Here is a 20,979-nt window from a genome sequence, read left to right on the forward strand (position 1 = left end):
TCAACTGACAGACCGCCTTCGCGAGCAGGCTCGCTCCCACAGAGATATGTGTTGTTCTGCGGATTTGTGCGATATCCAGTAAACTGCCGCACGTTTTTTCTTCAAGTAGTGTTTCCCCATGCAAATTGCTCTGGCGCCCATGGAAGGGTTGGTCGACGACATCCTGCGCGACGTGCTGACCCGCGTTGGCGGCATCGACTGGTGCGTGACCGAATTCATTCGGGTCAACGACCAGTTGCTCACCCCGGCGTACTTCCACAAGTTCGGCCCCGAGCTGCTCAACGGTGCTCGCACCGCGTCCGGTGTGCCGCTGCGCGTGCAATTGCTCGGTTCCGATCCGGTGTGCCTGGCGGAAAACGCTGCGCTTGCCTGCGAACTCGGTTCTGAAGTGATCGACCTCAACTTCGGCTGCCCGGCCAAGACCGTCAACAAATCCCGTGGCGGCGCCGTGCTGCTGAAGGAGCCGGAGCTGCTCAACCAGATCGTCGAGCATGTCCGTCGCGCCGTACCGGCGCACATCCCGGTCACCGCGAAAATGCGCCTGGGTTTCGACAGTCCTGACGGCTCGCTGGTCTGCGCCACGGCGCTGGCCGAAGGCGGGGCAGAGCACATCGTCGTACATGCGCGGACGAAAATGGACGGCTACAAACCGCCGGCGCATTGGGAGTGGATCCCGCGTGTGCAGGATGTGGTCAAGGTGCCGGTGTTCGCCAACGGCGATATCTGGAGCGTCGAAGACTGGCGCCGTTGTCGCGAAATCAGTGGTGTCGAAGACATCATGCTCGGTCGGGGGCTGGTCTCCCGCCCGGATCTTGCCCGGCAGATCGCCGCCGCTCGCGCTGGTGAAGAGGTCGTCGAGATGACCTGGGCCGAGCTGATGCCGCTGATTCAGGACTTCTGGCTGCAGGCCAAGGCGCAGATGACCGCGCGCCAATCGCCCGGTCGCCTCAAGCAATGGCTGGCCATGCTGACGCGCAACTACCCGGAAGCCGCCGAGCTTTTCACCGTTCTGCGCCGTGAAACCGAGCCGGATCAAGTCTCGCGTCTGCTCGGATTGCCGCTCGTCGAAGCCGCATAAAAAATCTCAAAATATTCTCTTGAAATCAAAACAGCGGTCCCTATCTAAGGGTTACGCGATGCCGAATTCGGGTCGCTGAGACACAAAACCTTGCTGATTGTTTTCAGGAGATTTGAATCATGAGTACTGCATTTTCTCTCGCACCACTGTTCCGTTCCTCGGTAGGTTTCGACCGTTTCAACGACCTGTTCGAAACCGCCCTGCGCAACGAGCCAGGCAGCAGCTACCCACCCTACAACGTCGAAAAACACGGTGATGACCAATACCGTATCGTCGTTGCGGCCGCCGGTTTCCAGGAAGAAGACCTGGACCTGCAAGTCGAGAAGGGTGTGCTGACCATCAGTGGCGGCAAGCGTGACACTGACGAAAGCGTCACGTTCTTGCATCAAGGCATCGCCCAGCGAGCCTTCAAGCTGTCGTTCCGCCTGGCCGATCACATCGAGATCAAGGACGCTGCGCTGCGCAACGGCCTGCTGAGCATCGACCTGCTCCGTGTGATCCCGGAAGAAGCGAAAGCCAAGCGCATCCCGATCATTGGAGCGCAGCAGCCGGCGTTGCAGCATTGATTCATGTGCTGACACACAATCGCCCGAATCGGCGATAAGCCGCTGAACGAAAGGCCCCGATACGTCGGGGCCTTTTTTGTGCGCGCAGTCAAAGCGATGCAGGGTTTGCCGCTGTTGTCGGGGCTCTTTACAATCTGCGCAGTTTTGCCGACCCCCATTTCCCAGCGGTCGGCCTGGAGCCTTTTTTCATGGACGAGATTCAACAGCGCTGGCTGTGCGCGTTGTCCGCACCAATGGCCGCGCTCAACACCGGCGCCGGGTATGACGACCCGGCGTTCTGCAACGATCGTTACATCAACCTCAAGGAAAGTTGGGGTATCGATGATCGGCAACAGTTGTTCGACATGCTCGGATGGATGACCGACGACGGCCATGCCAAACACCTCAGTGCGGCCTATCTGGCGTGGCAGCGATGCCTGCCGAGTGAATGGCAGTCCTTGCTCAATGAGCTGAACCCGCGCGAGCGCGTCCTGCATGAATTTGCCAGCCGTACCTTCGGCAGCTGTGGTCCCGGCGGCATCTTGTCCTGGGATTACGGCCGGATGGGCTTTCTGTTGCGCTGCGCCGTGCGTAATCAATGGATCGATCTGGCCGAGAGCAACTGGTTGCACAGTCGTCTGGCGTTGCGGGCGCAGTTTCATTACGGCAGCTGGATGGCTTATTTCAACGGCTTTCTGGTGGGACGAACCTTTTGGTGCTGCATGAGCAAAAGCGATGATGAACTGGCGGTCGAGATGAGTCGTGAGGGCACCAGCGCTTTCAACACCAGGATTGCCCGAGGCCTTGCGCAAAACATTCCACACTTTCTCGCTGATCTGCCTTGGCACATGGACATTGATCCGCCGTCTCGTCCGGCATCGCTTGGGGAGTTCGACTGGTCATGAGTTGCTGGATTCGACTGGGCATTGAGCCGACTACTGACGAAACCCTGATTCGCAGCGCCTATCGCGCCCGTTTGCCGGCGCATCATCCGGAAACCGATCCGGAAGGTTTTCAAGCGCTACGCATGGCCTACGAGAGTGCCCTGCGTCTGGCCCGTGAAGAGGAGGCAGAGGCTGAAGACGAGATCGACGCTGCACAAGCCAATGTCGTTCGGGCGCCTCAAGCTTTCCTGGATTTCTGTGCGCTGCTGGATGATCCCGCGCGACGCTTCAATCACGGGGCGTGGCAGGCATTCGTCCGGACGCTGGATGAGTTGTCACTGGAGGTTTTCGATGACCTCAACTGGGGCTTGTACCACCGACTGTCCGGCGCCGGTCCGTTGTCCTACCGTTGTGCGAATCTGTTGGCGCAACGCATGGCCTGGGACCAGCAATTGCTCGATCTGGCATTCGACGATGCGCAAGCGGTAGAAAGCTTTTTGCAGCGCATCAAGGCGCCCGACCCGTTCGACACGGATCTGATGAGCGCCTGGTCAGAGCCGGCACAGACCGAGTCGCTGTGGTATGCCCGTAGCCTCGATTTCATCTTTACTCAGCGTCCTCTTCACGAGTTCGCCGAGTTCGCCAGTCGGCACACGTGCTTGCCGTTACCCAACGATGCCGCGTACCTCAAGCGGTTGCTGGTGCAGTTCACCCAAGCGGGGATGGGCGCGCCGACGTTCCTGCAATGCTGTGCCGAACAGCACGATGCCGCGCCGGATAACGTCGACTGGCTGTACCTGCTGGCGTGTCAGTACAGTCTGTTGGGGCACGACGATCAAGCGTTTCCATACTGGATTCGGCTCTGGAGCGAACATCGCCATCCCGCGGCAGAGAGTCGCTTGCTGGAGCTGTGTGCCAAGCGTCAGCCGACCTTTCTGCCGTTGCTGATTCAGGCGTTCGATCGTCTGGAGGACTGCGCCGTTTGGCCGGACGAACTGGGTGCTGAGTGCCAGGTGTATGGCAGTCCGTCACAACGGCCCGAGACGTTGACCCGTTGGTTGGGTGTCGGACGGCTCAAACTTGATGCGCTGGCGCAGAGCTTTGTTGATTGGCGCATGGCGGGCGACGAGCTGCCATTGCTCGCGCAGTTGATCGGCGAAAACCACGACAGCCGTTTGCTGTGTCTGTACCGGCACGCTTGGGCGCTGCATCGTGGTGATTCGGCCTTGTTGCAGCAGATTGTCGACGAACCGCCGCCGGTGGACGCGCTGGAATGCCTGGTTTTGAGCGGCCTGAAGTATCAGGCCAGGCAACATCTGCATTGGCTGGCCAAGGCGCCTGTTGCGCAGGCCATGAGCGCTTTCACTGACTCGCAAACACTTTCACCGCAATTGCCGCTCGCGTTGTCCGAAGGTGCGCTGCACAAGGTTTGTCGTCTGTGGTTGCGGCGCTTGCGGCCCTATAGCGACACGGCGCTTGCACGCATTGCCGACGCGTTCGAGCTGAGTGCGGTCAAAGACGGCAATGACCTCTCGGAGCTTGATCTCATGCTCCAGTTGAGTCGGCGCGCGACAGGTTTGCCGCCGATCGGTTTGGGAGCGGCCATCTGGGATTGGCACGCTCAAACCGTATTTTTGCTGGCATTGCTGGAACAACCCGAGCGCTGGTTGCAATTGATTGATGCGCAGTGTCTGGAGCGTTTGCCGTTCAATCCTGCGCATCCTTTGAGCCGACTGCAGCCGCTATTGCGGCGCTTGCTGCGTGAGCAGGGCAATGGCGCCGGTTTGCTCGGCTGGCTGCAGGGTGACGATCCTGTGCACGGTTTGCTGGTGCAACAGTTGTTCAGTGTCGAGCAGGCTCTCGACAGCGCCAGGCTGCCCGCCAATACCCTGCTTTACACCTGCGTCGAAAGTGACCGTGCGGCGTGCGGCGATGACCTGCTGGGCTTGTTGATGTTCTGGGGCGTGCTCTACCACGATCCAAGCCTGAGCGCCGAGCAGCACCGGGCGTTGTTGCAGTCGATTGAAGCGCTCAGTTGCGAGGATGACTGGTTCGAAGGCTTTCGCGACGGTCTGATCAAGGGCGAACCGGTGTGGCCACCGCGCAAGGTGTTGACGGATTTCGGTGTCGACAAACTATTGGCCTATGAGGCGCTGGATGCGCTCAAAAGCTTGATTCGCTACGGCGCTGCCGGTGTGCCGAAAACGCGAGTATTGCGGCAACTGCAGCAGGGTAAGGATGACGTGCAGAACAGCGTCGGTTTGCGCTTGGCACTGTGCGCGTTGCTGTCGTGGTCGGAGCGGTTGCTGTTAGCCAACAGTGATGTCCAGCCAGTACCAGCGAAAGCTTTCTGGCGCCTCGGATCACGGCTGGGGCGCAAGGCTTTTATCGCTCAGGTCCTGGGATGCGTAGTGGTAACCCCAATAGCCGGGCTGATAACGGGCACGACGATTGGCGGGATGGTCATCTTTTTGCTTGGCGTGCTGCTGTTGTTCGCGGCAGTTCTACGGCGGTTGCACGATATGGGCCGGGGCATACCGACACTGCTGATATTTCTTGGATTGTCGCCGTTTCTGCCATTCCTGCCGCTGGTTTTGTTCGGCTTTCCGGGAGACAAACTGCCTAACCGCTATGGCGTGCCGCCGGACAGTGGGGCAGATATGTTGTCCGGCGGGTTGCAGGCTGCTTTACGGCAACTGAACGGTTAAAGACGCATCTGATCCAGCGCATCATTCAGCGCTGAGCGGTGGCTGGCGATTTCGCTGGCTTGCTGGCCGGCAAGCACGGTGTTGAAGGTGTCCATCCACTCGGCAATGCGCGCACGCTCGTCGCCCAGAGTTTGCATCCATGCTCGCTCCAGGCGTGCGAGCAGGGTGCGGTTGGGCAGGGCGTCGCGGGGGTGGACTTTGAGCGTCGCGAGCCGGGCATGGCTGTCTCTGCGCGCCTGTTCATCCAGTCCGGTCGGGCTGCGGTCGATGCTGTGGCCGTAACGTTCGCCGGTTTCCAGAAGCGTGACGTCTACTTCCAGCAGGCCGTTGATGTCATAACTGAAACGCACATCGAGGCTCTGCAGCTGCTCACTAGGGGTGAACTGGATGTCGAAAGAATCGATGAAAATATTGTCGCGTACCCACGGGCGTTCCCCTTGATACACCGCGACACGGATTTCAGTCTGTTGCGCAAACGTCGTCGAGTAACGCTGCACCCGTGACGTTGGAATCACCGTGTTGCGCTCGATGATCGGCGAGAACGCGCCACTGACGCCTTCGCCACGATTGGTCGAAATCCCCAGCGTATACGGACAGACATCGGTCAGAATCAATTCCTCGACCGCACCGTCCCGCGCCTTGCATGCCGCCTGCGTCGCCGCCCCCAGCGCCACGATGGTGTCCGGATCAAGATGCCGATAAGGCAAGCGCCCAAACAATGTGGCGACCATCTGCTGCACCGCCGGCATGCGCGTGGCGCCACCGACCAGCACCAGGCTGTCGAGGTCGCGCGGTTTCAGTCGAGCATCGCGCAGAGCCTGTTCGATTGGCGCGCGCAAGCGGGCCAGCAACGGCTCCCATATTTTCACTGCAGCGGCTTCATCCAGTTCCCATTCGAATGTCTGCTCGGCATACCGCCAGCTCAAGTGCTGCGCGCCTTCGCCGAGTTTGCATTTCAGCTGTTCGAGCGCATCACCGAGGCTGGCCATGGCTTGTGCATCGATCGTTGAGGGTGTGAGCTGCCAGTGTTTCAGGCAGGCCTGCAACAGGGCGGCGGTGAAGTCTTCGCCGCCAAGAAAGTTGTCGCCAGTGGAGGCGTGCACTTCGATCAGCGGCAATGCGTATTCGAGCACGGTGACGTCGAACGTGCCGCCGCCGAGATCGAATATCAGCGTGCGTTCGAACTTCTGTTCGTGCAGGCCGTACGCCATGGCGGCAGCGGTCGGCTCATTGATCAGGCGCGTCACGGACAGCCCGGCCAGTTCGGCGGCGAACAAGGTGCGCTTGCGCTGCTCGTCACTGAAATATGCCGGTACGGAAATGACCGCTTCTGTGACCGCCTGGCCGAGAAAGGCTTCCGCGTCTTGCTTGAGTGAGCCAAGTACCAGCGCCGACAACTCTTCCGGGCTGAACTGGCGAGAGCCGAGCTGGATTTGCCTGTCGCTGCCCATGAAGCGCTTGAACGCGGCGGCAGTGCGTTCCGGGTGCGTGGTCAGGCGGGCGCGGGCGGCTTTGCCGACCAGAATCGTGTCGTCTTCATCAAGGCTGACCACCGACGGTGTCAGCACATCGCCGAGGGCGTTGCGGATCAGTTCGGCGCGGCCTTCACGCCAGACGGCGATCAGGCTGTTGGTGGTGCCAAGGTCGATGCCCAGCAGGGCCGGGCGGGGAAGGGATGCATCCTGCATGGTTGATCTCGAAGCGGCGCAAAAAACGCGACCCTACAGGCTGAGGCAAAGCGTGGCAATTGTTGCTCTGTTGCCAGTCTGTGCGACCGCCGATTCAGGGCAGCAGTTTTTTCAGATCCTCCAACCCCACCGGTCGGCTGTGCAGATAGCCCTGATACAAATGGCACTCCAGCCCCTGCAAAAACGCCAGTTGCGCGGGCGTCTCCACGCCCTCGGCAATCACTTCCAATTCCAAGCTGCGGGCCATCGCGACAATTGCGCGAATGATCTCGGCAACATTGGAGTCAGTGGTTGCATCGCGGATGAACGACTGGTCGATCTTCAGGGTGTCTACCGGCAGACGCTTCAAATAAGTCAGCGACGAATAACCGGTGCCGAAATCGTCCATGGCGAAGCTCACGCCGAGCTTTTTCAGGCGGCGCATTTTGCTGATGGTGTCTTCCAGGTTCTGGATGACGATGCCTTCGGTGATTTCCAGTTTCAGCAGCGAGCAGGGCAGGCCGTGGCTGGTCATGCTGTGTTCGATGCGTTCGACGAAATCGTTCTGGCGGAACTGTCTCGGGCTGATGTTCACGCACAGGCTGAAGTTCAGCGGGTCGACCAGTTTCAACGCGATCAGTTGTTTGAAGGCGTTGCAGGCTTCATCAAGGATCCACGTGCCGACTTCGAGAATCAGGCCGCTATCTTCCAGTACCTTGATGAACTCGGTGGGCGACTGCGCACCCAGTTCGGGATGGTTCCAGCGCACCAAGGCTTCGGCGCCGATGATGCGGTTGTCGCGGGCATCGACCTGTGGCTGAAAGTGCACGTTGAACTCGCCGCGCGACAGCGCCAGGCGCAGGTCGGTCTCCATACGCAGGCGTTCGCTGGCCGCTTTCTGCATGGTGTTGTGATACATCTGCGTGGTGTTGCGCCCGGAATCCTTGGCCCGGTACAGGGCGATGTCGGCGCGTTTGAGCAGGTCGGTCGGGGTCGAGCCGTGATCGGGAATCAGCGCCACGCCAATGCTCGGCGTCACTTGCAGGCGCTGGCCATCGAGGAACATCGGCTCCGAAAGCAATTCGCGAATGGTGTCGGCCAGCGCGCGCACTTGCTCGCTGACTTCACTGCGCGAACCTTCGAGGCCGCTGAGCAACACCACAAACTCATCGCCACCGAGGCGCGCCACCGTGTCTTCCATGCGCACGCTGGCTTCGAGCCGCGCGGTGATGATTTTCAGCACGGTGTCGCCGACCGGGTGGCCGAGGGAGTCGTTGATGTGCTTGAAGTGATCAAGGTCGAGAAACAGCAAGGCGCCGCGCAGATTATGGCGCTTGAGCAGGGCGATCTGCTGACTCAGGCGATCCATCAGCAGGGCGCGGTTAGGCAGGTTGGTCAGCGGGTCGTGATAGGCCAGGTGACGAATCTGCGCTTCGGCGTTCTTCAACAGGCTGACGTCACGCGCGGTCAGCAGCAGGCACGCGGTTTCATTGAGGGTGATCGGCTCGACCGAGACCTCAACGGTGAGCAACTCGCCGCGCTTGTTGCGCCCGAGCATTTCCTGATGATGCACGCGGCCCTTGATCTGCAACTCGGCGAGTAAGGTCGAGCGCTGTTTCTCTTCGGCCCAGATCCCCACCTGATAAACGGTTTTGCCCACCACTTCGTCGGCGCGGTAGCCGGTGAGGCGACAGAAGCCGTCGTTGACCTCCAGATAACGCCCGGTGTCGCGTTCGGTGATGGTGATCGCGTCTGGACTTGAGTGAAACGCCTTGGCGAACTTTTCTTCGCTAGCCTTCAGCGCTGCTTCCGAGCGTTGTTGCTGAGTAATGTCGCGCAGGGTGGTGACGATGCACGGCTGATCGCCGACGCTGATCTGCCGGCTGGAAATCACGCAGGTCAGCGACTGGCCGTCCTTGTGCTGGACGAGAATGGCCACGTTGCTCAGGCCTTGTTCGCGGATCACTCGTTCGATGCGTTGCAGGCTCTTTGCCGAGGCGTCCCACAGGCCGATTTCTTCGGCGGTGTGGCCAATCACATCGGCGGCGCTCCAGCCAAAGGTCTGGCTGAAGCTGGAATTGATTTCGATGAACTCCCCGGTTTCCTGGCGCGTGACGCAGATCGGATCGGGGCTGACCTGAAACAGCGTGGCGAATTTCTCTTCCGAGGCGACCAGCCGCTGCTCGCGCTCGACCTGATCGGTGATGTCCAGCAACGTGCCGGCCATGCGCAGCGGTGCGCCGTTGTCGTCGCGATAGAGACGCGCGCGGCTTTCCAGATAGCGCGAGCTGCCGTCGGGCAGTTGCACGCGATAAGTCAGTTGATAATTGCCGGCCGGACCTTCGCGCAGGCTGCGGTAGGCATCGCGCATGCTGTCGCGTTCCTCGCCCGGCACGCCTTCGAAAAACTCCTCGAATGATTCATGGAATGGAATCGGCTCCAGCCCGTGCAATTGCGCAGCGCGCGCCGATCCGTAGAGCATGCCGCTGGGGATGTGCCAGTCCCAGGTGCCGAGTTGCGCCGAGTCCAGTGCCAGGTCGAGGCGCTCCTGGCTGTCCTTCAAGGCCAGTTCGGCGGCTTTGCGTTCAGTGGTGTCGAGGAACGTGCTGAGCAGATAGGGCTGGCCCTCGAGCTCGACCTTCTGTGCACTGAGGATGCCGTCGTGCACCTGGCCATTGCTGGCGCGAAACTGCACTTCCATGCTGATCAGCTCGCCCTTGGCTTTGGTTTTCTTCACCAGTTCGGCGCGTTGCTCGGGGTGCACCCACAAGCCCAGTTCCAGGGTGGTGCGGCCGATCGCGCTTTGCACCGGCCAGCCGAACAGGCTTTCGAAATACTGGTTGGCCTCGCTGATCAGACCGTCATCCTGACGGGTCAGCAGAACCATGTTGGGGCATAGGTGGAAAAGTGTAGCGAAACGTTTCTCCGAGCTGCTCAAGGCCTGCTCGCGCTGGCGTTGGTGGGTGATTTCGCGAATCACCCCGATCATTCGGGGCCGGCCGTTCTTGTCTGGCAGCAGGCTGCCGCTGATCTCCAGCCAGTGCAGGCTGCCGTCGGGCCAGCGAATACGGTGATGCATCGCCTGCTCCAGCGGGGCGCCGGCGATCACCGCGTGGAAAGCGCGCACGGTTTTCGCGCGGTCTTCCGGCGGCAACAGGTCGAGGTATTCCAGGTCGGCGGGTAATGGCTGCCGTGGATCGAAACCGAACAATGCCTGCGTGCCCCGCGACCAGCTGATCTGCCCGCGCTCGATGTCCCAATACCAGGCACCGAGCCGCGCGCCGTTGAGCGCGGCGAGCAATTGCGGCGCGCTTTCCCAGCTCTGCTCGGAATGGCGCGGATCAACGGCCTGGATTCGCGGCATCGGCGGAGTTCGGTCAACAGATTTCGGCATTGTCAGCGGGCCTTGAGCTGAGTGGCGTTAGGCACAGGAGCGGCTCTATAGGAGTAGCACAAGTCAGGCCGGGATCCCTGGCCGATCGATTTGTGCATCCAGCAGGGCCATGAAGGCGCGTGCTGCATTCGATAGCGTCCGTTCGGTGTGCAAGATATAGCCTAGCTGGCGAGTGAGCTGTATGCCCGGCAATGCGATGCTTGCCACTTGTTCGTCGAGCATGGTGCGCGGCAGCACGCTCCAGGCCAGGCCAATGGAGACCATCATCTTGATGGTTTCCAGGTAGTTGGTGCTCATGGCGATGTTCGGCGTCAGGCCCTGAGCTTCGAACAAACGCTGGACGATGTGGTGGGTAAACGTGTTGCCGCCTGGGAAAACCGCCGGATGGCCGGCGATGTCCGCCAGACTGACGGCGCCGTTGTTGATCAGCGAATGCTCCGGGGCGACGACAAAATCCAGCGGGTCGTCCCACACCGGCGTGGCTTTGACCAGGGTGTGCGGCTCTGGCGCCAGGGTGATGACCGCCAGTTCTGCGCGGCCGTGGAGAATTTCCTCGTAGGCCACTTCCGAATCAAGGAACTGAATATCCAGCGCAACCTGTGGGTAGCGGCGGGTGAACTCCCTTAATAGAGGCGGCAAGCGGTGCAGGCCGATGTGGTGACTGGTGGCCAGGGTCAGGCGGCCGCTGACCTCGCCGGTCAGGTTGGTCAGGGCGCGGCGGGTGTCGTCGAGCACGTTGAGAATCTGATAAGCCCGTGGCAGCAGGGCACGACCGGCCTCGGTCAGGCCGACTTCGCGGCCCAGTCGGTCGAACAGGCGCACCTTCAATTGCTGCTCAAGACCGGCGATGCGCTTGCTGATCGCCGGTTGGGTCAGATGAAGGCGTTCGCCGGCGCCGGAGAAACTGCCGGTCTCGGCGATGGCAATAAAAGCGTTGAGGTTAGCCAAGTCCATGTCGCATTCCAGTTGGTTATCCAAAGCATAAAAAATATGAATTTGAGTTATTTAATCTAACCCCATAGGATCGGCCTCACAAGCCAAAGGGTTATTGATAAGCCCAAGGCATAGAAACAAGCTGATGAGGAACCGTCTGATGGCCGGCAAAACGCTCTACGACAAGCTCTGGGATTCGCATTTGGTCAAGCAGCGCGACGATGGCTCGGCGCTGATCTATATCGATCGTCACATCATCCACGAAGTGACTTCGCCGCAAGCTTTCGAAGGCTTGCGTCTGGCCGGGCGCAAGCCTTGGCGCATCGATGCCAACATCGCGACCCCGGACCACAACGTACCGACCACCCCGGAGCGCAAGGGCGGCATCGAAGCCATTGCCGATCAGGTCTCGCGTTTGCAGGTGCAGACTCTCGATGACAACTGCGATGAATACGGCATCGTCGAATTCAAGATGAACGACGTGCGTCAGGGCATCGTTCACGTGATCAGTCCGGAGCAGGGCGCGACCTTGCCGGGCATGACCGTGGTCTGCGGTGACTCGCACACCTCGACCCACGGCGCATTCGGTGCGTTGGCCCACGGCATCGGCACCTCCGAGGTCGAGCACGTCCTCGCCACGCAGTGCCTGGTGGCCAAGAAAATGAAAAACATGCTGGTGCGCGTCGAAGGCCAATTGCCGTTCGGCGTGACCGCCAAGGACATCGTCCTTGCGGTGATCGGCAAGATCGGCACCGCCGGCGGTAACGGCCACGCCATCGAATTTGCCGGCAGCGCGATCCGCGATCTGTCCGTTGAAGGCCGCATGACCATCTGCAACATGTCCATCGAAGCCGGCGCCCGCGTCGGCCTGGTGGCGGCGGATCAGAAGACCATCGACTACGTCAAAGGTCGTCCATTCGCGCCGAAAAGCGAGCAGTGGGACATGGCCGTCGAAGCCTGGAAAGACCTGGTTTCCGATGCCGATGCCAAATTCGACACCGTGGTCGAGCTCGACGCCGCGCAGATCAAGCCGCAAGTCAGCTGGGGCACGTCCCCGGAAATGGTTTTGGCCGTGGATCAGAACGTCCCGGACCCGGCCAAGGAAATGGATCTGGTCAAGCGCGACTCGATCGTCCGCGCCTTGAAATACATGGGTTTGACCGCCAATCAGGCGATCACCGACATTCAGCTTGATCGCGTGTTCATCGGTTCCTGCACCAACTCGCGCATTGAAGACTTGCGCGCCGCTGCGGTGATCGCCAAGGGCCGCAAGGTCGCCTCCACCATCAAGCAGGCGATCGTCGTGCCGGGCTCGGGTCTGGTCAAGGCGCAGGCTGAAGCCGAAGGGCTGGACAAGATTTTCCTCGAGGCCGGTTTCGAATGGCGCGAGCCAGGCTGCTCGATGTGCCTGGCGATGAACCCGGACCGTTTGGAGTCCGGCGAGCATTGCGCCTCGACTTCCAACCGTAACTTCGAAGGCCGTCAGGGCGCCGGTGGCCGTACCCACCTGGTCAGCCCGGCCATGGCTGCGGCAGCAGCAGTGAACGGCCGTTTCATCGACGTTCGTGAATTGATCCAAGGAGCACAGTAAAGATGAAGGCATTTACTCAGCACACTGGTCTTGTCGCGCCTCTGGATCGTGCCAATGTCGACACCGATCAGATCATTCCCAAGCAGTTCTTGAAGTCGATCAAGCGCACCGGTTTCGGTCCGAACCTGTTCGACGAGTGGCGTTATCTGGATGTGGGCCAGCCGTATCAGGACAACTCCAAGCGCCCGCTGAACAAGGATTTCGTCCTCAACGCCGAGCGTTATCAGGGTGCCAGCGTATTGCTCGCCCGCGAGAACTTCGGCTGCGGCTCGAGCCGCGAACACGCGCCGTGGGCGCTGGAAGAGTACGGTTTCCGCAGCATCATCGCGCCGAGTTACGCCGACATCTTCTTCAACAACAGTTTCAAGAACGGCCTGCTGCCGATCATCCTCAGCGATGCAGAAGTTGATGAACTGTTTAAGCAGGTTGAAGCCGAGCCGGGTTATCAATTGCAGATCGACTTGCAGGCGCAGACTGTGACCCGCCCGGATGGCAAGGTGTACAGCTTCGAGATCGATGCGTTCCGCAAGCACTGCCTGCTCAATGGTCTGGACGATATCGGCCTGACCTTGCAGGACGGCGATGCTATTGCGACGTTCGAGGCCAAGCATCGAGTTAGCCAGCCGTGGTTGTTTCGCGACGCGTGATTCGAGATTGATGTAGTCAGGGCGGGCCTCTTCGCGAGCAGGCTCGCTCCCACCTTGGAATGCATTCCCCTGTGGGAGCGAGCCTGCTCGCGAAGATGGCAGCGCAAACAACATAGATACCAGGATGTGACCATGACCAGCACCGCCCAGCACACCCAGGTCGTCCAGAAGCAATTCGGCGATCAGGCCGCCGCTTACCTGAGCAGCGCGGTTCATGCCCAGGGCACCGAATTCGCACTGCTGCAGGCTGAGCTGGCCGGGCAGGGCAGTGCGCGGGTGCTGGATCTGGGTTGTGGCGCCGGTCACGTCAGCTTTCATGCCGCACCGCTGGTCAGGGAAGTGGTGGCATACGACTTGTCGCAGCAAATGCTTGATGTGGTTGCCGGCGCTGCCGTTGATCGCGGCTTGAGCAACATCATTACCGTCAACGGTGCTGCCGAGCGCTTGCCGTTCGCCGATGGCGAGTTCGATTTTGTGTTCAGCCGCTATTCGGCGCATCACTGGAGCGACCTCGGTCTGGCCTTGCGCGAAGTGCGTCGGGTGCTGAAGCCGGGCGGGGTGGCAGCGTTCGTTGATGTGTTGTCACCGGGCAGTGCGTTGTTCGACACTTACCTGCAAAGCGTTGAGGTGTTGCGCGACACCAGCCATGTCCGCGACTACTCCGCCGCCGAGTGGCTGCGCCAGGTCAGCGAAGCCGGTCTGCACGTGCGCAGTACCACCCGTCAGCGCCTGCGTCTGGAGTACAGCAGTTGGGTCGAGCGCATGCGCACACCTGACGTGATGCGCGCGGCGATCCGCCAGTTGCAGCAGTCGATGGGCAACGAAGTGCGTGAGTATTTTGAGATAGATGCCGACGGCTCGTTCAGTACCGATGTCATCGTACTGATGGCCGAGCGATAGGAATTTTTCCCGGCGCGCCGTTCAGTGGCGCACCGCTTGAAGACACGAGGAAAGCATGAGCAAGCAGATTCTGATTCTCCCGGGTGACGGTATTGGTCCGGAAATCATGGCCGAAGCGGTCAAGGTGCTGGAATTGGCCAATGACAAGTACAGCCTGGGCTTCGAGCTGAGCCACGACGTGATCGGTGGCGCGGCCATCGACAAGCATGGCGTGCCGCTGGCCGACGAGACCCTTGATCGCGCCCGCGCTGCCGACGCTGTGCTGCTGGGCGCTGTCGGTGGCCCGAAATGGGACACCATCGAGCGTGACATCCGCCCTGAGCGCGGCCTGCTGAAAATCCGCGCGCAACTGGGCCTGTTCGGCAACCTGCGCCCGGCGATCCTCTATCCGCAACTGGCCGACGCGTCGAGCCTGAAGCCGGAAATCGTTGCCGGCCTGGACATCCTCATCGTCCGTGAGCTGACCGGCGGCATTTACTTCGGCGCGCCGCGCGGCACCCGTACGCTGGACAACGGCGAGCGTCAGTCCTACGACACCCTGCCGTACAGCGAAAGCGAAATCCGCCGCATCGCCCGTGTCGGTTTCGACATGGCCATGGTTCGTGGCAAGAAGCTCTGCTCGGTGGACAAGGCCAACGTCCTGGCATCCAGCCAGTTGTGGCGCGAAGTGGTCGAGCAGGTGGCCAAGGATTACCCGGAAGTCGAGCTGAGCCACATGTACGTCGATAACGCCGCCATGCAGTTGGTGCGCGCGCCCAAGCAGTTCGACGTGATCGTCACCGACAACATGTTCGGCGACATCCTCTCCGATGAAGCGTCGATGCTCACCGGTTCGATCGGCATGCTGCCGTCGGCTTCGCTGGATTCCAACAACAAGGGCATGTACGAGCCGTGCCACGGTTCGGCCCCGGACATTGCCGGTAAAGGCATTGCCAACCCGCTGGCGACGATCCTGTCGGTATCGATGATGCTGCGTTACAGCTTCAATCTGCACGACGCTGCCGATGCCATCGAAAAAGCCGTCAGTGTCGTGCTCGATCAGGGCTTGCGCACCGGCGACATCCACTCGGCCGGTTGTACCAAAGTCGGTACGCAGGAAATGGGCGACGCAGTAGTCGCCGCGCTGCGGAATCTGTAATCTCTCGGGCCCGCTGCGAAATTCAATACAAAGCAGCGGCCCACTTTTCAAGAAGGTGTAGTTGCGATGAAACGTGTAGGTCTGATCGGTTGGCGCGGGATGGTCGGTTCCGTGCTCATGCAGCGGATGCTGGAAGAGCAGGATTTCGATCTTATCGAGCCGGTGTTTTTCACCACGTCCAATGTCGGTGGCCAAGGCCCGTCCGTGGGCAAGGACATTGCTCCGCTCAAGGACGCTTACAGCATTGACGAGCTGAAGACCCTCGACGTGATCCTGACCTGCCAGGGCGGCGACTACACCAGCGAAGTATTCCCCAAGTTGCGTGAAGCGGGCTGGCAGGGTTACTGGATCGACGCGGCGTCGAGCCTGCGCATGAACGATGACGCGGTGATCATTCTCGACCCGGTCAACCGCAAGGTCATCGACCAGCAACTGGACGCGGGCACCAAGAACTACATCGGCGGCAACTGCACCGTCAGCCTGATGCTGATGGGTCTGGGCGGTCTGTTCGAGGCCGGTCTGGTCGAGTGGATGAGCGCCATGACCTATCAGGCGGCCTCCGGTGCCGGCGCGCAGAACATGCGTGAACTGATCAAGCAGATGGGCGCGACCCACGCCGCTGTCGCCGATCAACTGGCCGATCCGGCCAGCGCGATCCTCGACATCGACCGTCGCGTGGCCGAAGCCATGCGCAGCGACGCGTACCCGACCGAAAACTTCGGTGTACCGCTGGCCGGCAGCCTGATCCCATGGATCGACAAGGAGCTGCCGAACGGCCAGAGCCGCGAAGAGTGGAAGGCCCAGGCCGAGACCAACAAGATCCTCGGTCGTTTCAAGAGCCCGATCCCGGTCGACGGCATCTGCGTGCGCATCGGCGCTATGCGCTGCCACAGCCAGGCGCTGACCATCAAGCTGAACAAAGACGTACCGATCGCCGATATCGAAGGGCTGATCAGCCAGCACAACCCTTGGGTCAAGCTGGTGCCGAACAACCGCGAGATCAGCATGCAGGAGCTGAGCCCGACCAAGGTCACCGGCACCCTGAATGTACCGGTCGGTCGTCTGCGCAAGCTGAACATGGGCTCGCAATTCGTCGGTGCCTTCACCGTCGGCGACCAACTGCTGTGGGGCGCGGCCGAACCGCTGCGCCGCATGCTGCGGATCCTGCTGGAGCGTTGATCGCTTGAAGCAATGAAGAAGCCCGTGCCTTGTGAGAGGTGCGGGTTTTTTTATGCCAAGGATTTCTCCGGTGTCTGTACTGCCGTTTTCGCGAGCAGGCTCGCTCCCACATTGAAATGCGGTCCCTGTGGGAGCGAGCCTGCTCGCGAAAGGGCCGGCACAGCCGCCGCAAATCCCGCAGAAATTGCCTGTGCGCCACCCACCCGGTAAAGTGCCGCTCCCCCGTTTTGCCAGAGGTAGCTCCATGACCCAGACTTTCGATATCGCCGTTATCGGCGCCACCGGTACTGTCGGCGAAACCCTCGTACAGATTCTCGAAGAGCGCGACTTTCCGGTCGGCAACCTGCACCTGCTGGCCAGCAGTGAATCGGCCGGCAGCTCGGTGCTGTTCCGCAACAAAAACGTCCGTGTGCGCGAGGTCGACGAGTTCGATTTCAGCAAGGTCAGACTGGTGTTCTTCGCTGCCGGCGCTGCGGTGTCGCTGAGCTACGCCGCTCGCGCCCATGCTGCCGGTTGCTCGTTGATCGACCTGTCTGGCGCCTTGCCCGCCGATCAGGCGCCACAAGTGGTGCCCGAGGCCAATGCCGATATTCTCGCCAGTCTGAAAAGCCCATTCCAGGTCAGCAGCCCAAGCCCGTCTGCGACGGCGCTTGCGGTGGTGCTGGCGCCGTTGCTTGATCTGCTCGATCTGCAATACGTCAACGTCACCGCCAACCTGGCCGTTTCTGCCCAAGGTCGCGAAGCGGTCACCGAGCTCGCGCGGCAGACCGCCGAGCTGCTGAACATGCGCCCGCTGGAGCCGACCTTCTTTGATCGGCAGATGGCGTTCAACCTGCTGGCGCAAGTCGGTACGCCTGATGCGCAAGGCCATACGCTGCTGGAAAAACGTCTGGTGCGCGAGTTGCGCCAGGTGCTGGCAAAACCTTTATTGAAGATTTCTGCCACTTGCGTTCAAGCCCCGGTGTTTTTTGGCGATAGCTTTAGCGTGACCTTGCAGTCAGGCAGCGCTGTTGACCTGGAAAAGGTCAACGCCGCGCTCGAGGCAGCACCGGGCATCGAGCTGGTCGAGGCCGGCGATTATCCGACCGCGGTCGGCGATGCGGTGGGGCAGGACGTGGTCTATGTCGGCCGCGTGCGCAGTGGTGTCGACGACCCGGCGGAACTAAATCTTTGGCTGACGTCAGATAACGTACGCAAAGGCGCGGCGCTCAATGCCGTGCAACTGGCTGAGTTGTTGATAAAAGACCTGCTGTAAAAGATACTTGGCAACAATTTGTCGACTGATTCTAGGTGAGCGCTATGCTTGCCCGAAGCGCGTCGATGACGAGTCACCCTCCGGGACTTTCCGGGGCAGCACAGAAATGATCGCGCGCGGCGACCCCCGTCGTCGCGCGCAATGCCTTACGGCAGCGGTATTCAAAAGCTTCTCGCTGGCCGAGGAACGTTCAAAAAAAGGATGAGGCTATGGTTCAAGTTCGCAAACTGGTGTTAGCAATAGCGGCCGCCTCGGCGCTGTCCTCCGGTATGGCGCATGCCCTCGGGCTCGGGGAGCTGACCCTGAAGTCGACCCTGAACCAGCCGTTGGTGGCTGAAATCGAGCTGCTCGACGTCAAGGATCTCACCGCCGCCGAGGTGGTGCCGAGCCTGGCTTCCCCTGAAGATTTCGCCAAGGCTGGCGTTGATCGTCAGGCCTTTCTCAATGATCTGACGTTCACCCCGGTACTCAACGCCAGCGGCAAAAGCGTGTTGCGCGTGACCTCGAGCCAACCGCTGTCGGAACCGATGGTGAAGTTCCTCGTGCAGGTGATGTGGCCCAATGGCCGCCTGCTGCGTGATTACAGCGTGCTGCTCGATCCGTCGAAGTTCTCGCCGCAGACCGCTGACGCCGCCGCGCAACCGGCGCCGTCGCAGACCATCACCGCGCCAACCACTGGCGCGACCCATCGCAATCAGTACACCACCACGCCGCGCGACACCCTGTGGGAAATCGCCGCGAAGGCGCGCAACGGTGGCTCGGTGCAGCAGACCATGCTGGCGATTCAGGCGCTCAATCCGAATGCCTTTATCGACGGCAACATCAACCGTCTGAAAACCGGCCAGGTGCTGCGTCTGCCCGACCCGGTACAAAGCACGGCGCTGCCGCAGTCGGCAGCCATCGCTGAAGTGGCGGCGCAGAACGAAGCCTGGCGTCAGGGCCGGCGTTATGCGGCCAAGCCTGGCACCGGTCAGCAGCAGTTGGATGCAACCAATCGCGGTCGTGGCAATACCGGTACAGCGGCTAACACTCAGGACAATCTGAGCCTGGTCTCGGCGGAAAGCGCCAAGCCCGGTGCGAAAGGCCCGGCCGGCGATGCCAAGGCGCTGAGCAACAAACTGGCAATCACCCAGGAAAACCTCGACACGACCCGTCGTGACAACGAGGAACTGAAAAGCCGCATGGCGGATCTGCAGAGCCAGTTGGACAAGCTGCAAAAGCTCATCGAGCTGAAGAACAATCAACTGGCGAAGATGCAGGCCGACGGCGCCGGCGCCGGCGCTGCGCCTGGCGCCACTGCTGCTGTGCCGCCGGTGCCGGCGATCACTGCGGAACTGGCCGCAACACCGCCAGCCACTCCGGCCGACGCCGCAGCGGCTTCACCGACTCCAGAGTCGGCCATCGCGCCGCCAGCGGAAACCCCGGTTGAGCCGGTCGTCGAGCCGGTGGTCGAAACTACGCCGCCTGCTGCCGCCGATGACGACAAAGCCTTCAATGAACTGCTGACCAATCCGATCCTGCTCGGCCTGATCGGCGGCGGTGCGGTGGTTCTGCTGCTTCTGCTGTTGCTGCTGGCACGTCGCCGCAAAGCCCAGCAGGAAGCCGAAAAGCACCTGCGCATGGCCCGCGCTCTGGCTGAAGAGCAAGAGTTCTCCGCTGAGCAGGATCTGCCGGAAAGCAGCTTCTCTGGCCTGGAAACCCCGGCAGCCAGCGTCAAACTCAATACGCCAGCTCCGGCACCTGCGCCAACTCCAGCGCCGGTCGTCACTCCGGTGGTGATGGCTGCGCCGATTGCCGCACCACTGGTGGCCCCGGCCGGCGAACGCTCTGATGATGTGCTCGACAAAGCGCAATCGCACATCAATGCCGGTCGCCTCAATCAAGCCGCCGCGCTGCTGGAAGAGGGCGTCAGCCTTGAGCCGGAACGCAGCGATCTGCGCCTGAAGCTGATGGAAGTCTACGGTCAGCAGGGCGATCGCGATGCGTTCGTTGCGCAAGAGCGTCAACTGGTGGCCAATGGCGATAACTTCGCCAAGGTCGAAGCACTGAAGAGCCGCTTCCCGGCCATGGCCGTGGTTGCTGCCGGTGGGCTGGCAGCTGCCGCCGTCGCTGCCGAACTGGACGCGCAGTACGTCAAGGAACTGCTGCAAGACGAGCCGCAAGCGCCAGAGGCTGCCGCTGACGATCTCGACACTGCGTTCGATTTGAGTCTGGACGATCTCGACAACATCACTCCGGTCGATCCTGCACCAGTGGCCGAGCCAGAAGCGCCGGTCGAGCTCGACGCGTTTCCGGCCGAAGACGATCTGAGCTTCGCCTCGGTGCTGCAAGAACAGACCGAGATGAAAGACAATCTCGACGATCTGTCGGACTTCGATCTGGATATGGATCTCGGCGCCGAACCATCGCCGGCCACGTTGGCTGAAGATGACTTCCTGCTGGATCTGGACGACGGCGTGAAGGACTTGCCGCCGGTCGAGACGCCGGTTGTCGCTGACGTGCCGCAGGACGACCTGGAGCTCCCGGCTGATTTCGACCTGTCGCTGGCGGACGAAATGGACAGCAACCCGGCTGCTGAGCCGGATGCCTTCGCGGCCGAGCTGGACGACGTCAATGCCGAGCTGGATCGCCTGTCGCAAAGCATGGCCGAACCGAGCTTCACCGAAGCGGACGCGGCGATGGGTGATGATTTGGGAGAAGACGATTTCGACTTCCTCGCCGGCACTGACGAAGCAGCGACCAAACTCGATCTTGCCCAGGCCTACATCGACATGGGCGACGCCGACGGTGCCCGTGACATCCTCAACGAAGTGTTGACCGAGGGTGACGAGAAGCAGCGGGGCGAGGCTAAGGAAATGCTTTCCAACCTGGCGTAAGTTCAGCGGTAAACAACAAGCGGCAGCCCGGTGGGGCTGCCGTTTTTGTTGGTGCCGGATTCGGCGGTGTCTGATCGATTGCTTTCGCGAGCAGGGGGGGGCGCATTGCAAATGTGGCAGCGAGCTTGCTCGCCAAGGGGGCGGTACTGCCGATAGAGAACTCTGGCATCCCCAGCCCACCGCC

The 20,979-nt window shown here is 61.1% G+C and carries 14 protein-coding genes; 11 read left to right on the top strand and 3 right to left on the bottom strand.

The window, feature by feature from the left end:
• Nucleotides 1-118 precede the first annotated feature (118 nt).
• The 4 genes from BXA01_RS25485 to BXA01_RS25500 all read left to right on the top strand — a co-directional run bounded on the left by BXA01_RS25485 (nt 119) and on the right by BXA01_RS25500 (nt 5,215).
• The gene (locus BXA01_RS25485) at nt 119-1,078 is read left to right on the top strand and encodes a tRNA dihydrouridine synthase (protein ID WP_016773924.1); all 960 of its coding nucleotides are present in this window, start codon (nt 119-121) and stop codon (nt 1,076-1,078) included.
• A gap of 119 nt (nt 1,079-1,197) precedes the next feature.
• On the top strand, nt 1,198-1,644 hold the full coding sequence (locus BXA01_RS25490; RefSeq protein WP_076567090.1) for an Hsp20 family protein: 447 nt from the start codon (nt 1,198-1,200) through the stop codon (nt 1,642-1,644).
• A 188-nt stretch (nt 1,645-1,832) separates the two neighbouring features.
• The gene (locus tag BXA01_RS25495) at nt 1,833-2,528 is read left to right on the top strand and encodes a DUF1266 domain-containing protein (RefSeq protein WP_076567092.1); all 696 of its coding nucleotides are present in this window, start codon (nt 1,833-1,835) and stop codon (nt 2,526-2,528) included.
• A complete protein-coding gene (locus tag BXA01_RS25500) occupies nt 2,525-5,215 on the top strand; it encodes a DUF805 domain-containing protein (RefSeq protein WP_076567094.1) in 2,691 nt (896 codons plus the stop codon). Before BXA01_RS25495 ends, BXA01_RS25500 begins: the two co-directional genes overlap by 4 nt.
• Here BXA01_RS25500 and BXA01_RS25505 read toward each other — a convergent pair.
• The 3 genes from BXA01_RS25505 to BXA01_RS25515 all read right to left on the bottom strand — a co-directional run bounded on the left by BXA01_RS25505 (nt 5,212) and on the right by BXA01_RS25515 (nt 11,230).
• Entirely contained in the window at nt 5,212-6,903 is a 1,692-nt protein-coding gene (locus BXA01_RS25505; protein ID WP_076567097.1) for a molecular chaperone HscC, read from the bottom strand. The genes BXA01_RS25500 and BXA01_RS25505 overlap by 4 nt on opposite strands.
• A 94-nt stretch (nt 6,904-6,997) precedes the next feature.
• Complete coding sequence (locus BXA01_RS25510; RefSeq protein ID WP_024012383.1) at nt 6,998-10,276, bottom strand: PAS domain S-box protein; 3,279 nt, start codon at nt 10,274-10,276, stop codon at nt 6,998-7,000.
• Nucleotides 10,277-10,339: 63 nt separating this feature from the next.
• Nucleotides 10,340-11,230 (bottom strand): LysR family transcriptional regulator, encoded by an 891-nt coding sequence (locus BXA01_RS25515; RefSeq protein WP_024012384.1) that lies wholly within the window; start codon nt 11,228-11,230, stop codon nt 10,340-10,342.
• Between the two features lie 139 nt (nt 11,231-11,369).
• Here BXA01_RS25515 and leuC point away from each other — a divergent pair, with 139 nt between their 5' ends.
• The 7 genes from leuC to BXA01_RS25550 all read left to right on the top strand — a co-directional run bounded on the left by leuC (nt 11,370) and on the right by BXA01_RS25550 (nt 20,795).
• The gene (gene leuC / locus BXA01_RS25520; protein WP_076567099.1) at nt 11,370-12,800 is read left to right on the top strand and encodes a 3-isopropylmalate dehydratase large subunit; all 1,431 of its coding nucleotides are present in this window, start codon (nt 11,370-11,372) and stop codon (nt 12,798-12,800) included.
• Between the two features lie 2 nt (nt 12,801-12,802).
• Entirely contained in the window at nt 12,803-13,447 is a 645-nt protein-coding gene (gene leuD, locus BXA01_RS25525) for a 3-isopropylmalate dehydratase small subunit (protein ID WP_024012386.1), read from the top strand.
• Nucleotides 13,448-13,579: 132 nt separating this feature from the next.
• Nucleotides 13,580-14,347: a class I SAM-dependent methyltransferase gene (locus BXA01_RS25530; RefSeq protein WP_076567128.1), complete on the top strand. Its 768-nt coding sequence runs from the start codon at nt 13,580-13,582 to the stop codon at nt 14,345-14,347.
• A gap of 55 nt (nt 14,348-14,402) precedes the next feature.
• A complete protein-coding gene (leuB, locus tag BXA01_RS25535) occupies nt 14,403-15,485 on the top strand; it encodes a 3-isopropylmalate dehydrogenase (protein ID WP_016773933.1) in 1,083 nt (360 codons plus the stop codon).
• Between the two features lie 66 nt (nt 15,486-15,551).
• Entirely contained in the window at nt 15,552-16,664 is a 1,113-nt protein-coding gene (gene asd, locus BXA01_RS25540) for an aspartate-semialdehyde dehydrogenase (RefSeq protein ID WP_016773934.1), read from the top strand.
• Nucleotides 16,665-16,908: 244 nt separating this feature from the next.
• On the top strand, nt 16,909-17,919 hold the full coding sequence (locus BXA01_RS25545) for an aspartate-semialdehyde dehydrogenase (protein ID WP_076567131.1): 1,011 nt from the start codon (nt 16,909-16,911) through the stop codon (nt 17,917-17,919).
• Between the two features lie 209 nt (nt 17,920-18,128).
• Complete coding sequence (locus BXA01_RS25550) at nt 18,129-20,795, top strand: FimV/HubP family polar landmark protein (RefSeq protein WP_076567133.1); 2,667 nt, start codon at nt 18,129-18,131, stop codon at nt 20,793-20,795.
• The last annotated feature ends 184 nt before the right edge of the window (nt 20,796-20,979 follow it).

Source organism: Pseudomonas sp. B10 (assembly GCF_900156235.1).
Taxonomy (GTDB): Bacteria; Pseudomonadota; Gammaproteobacteria; order Pseudomonadales; family Pseudomonadaceae; genus Aquipseudomonas; species Aquipseudomonas siliginis.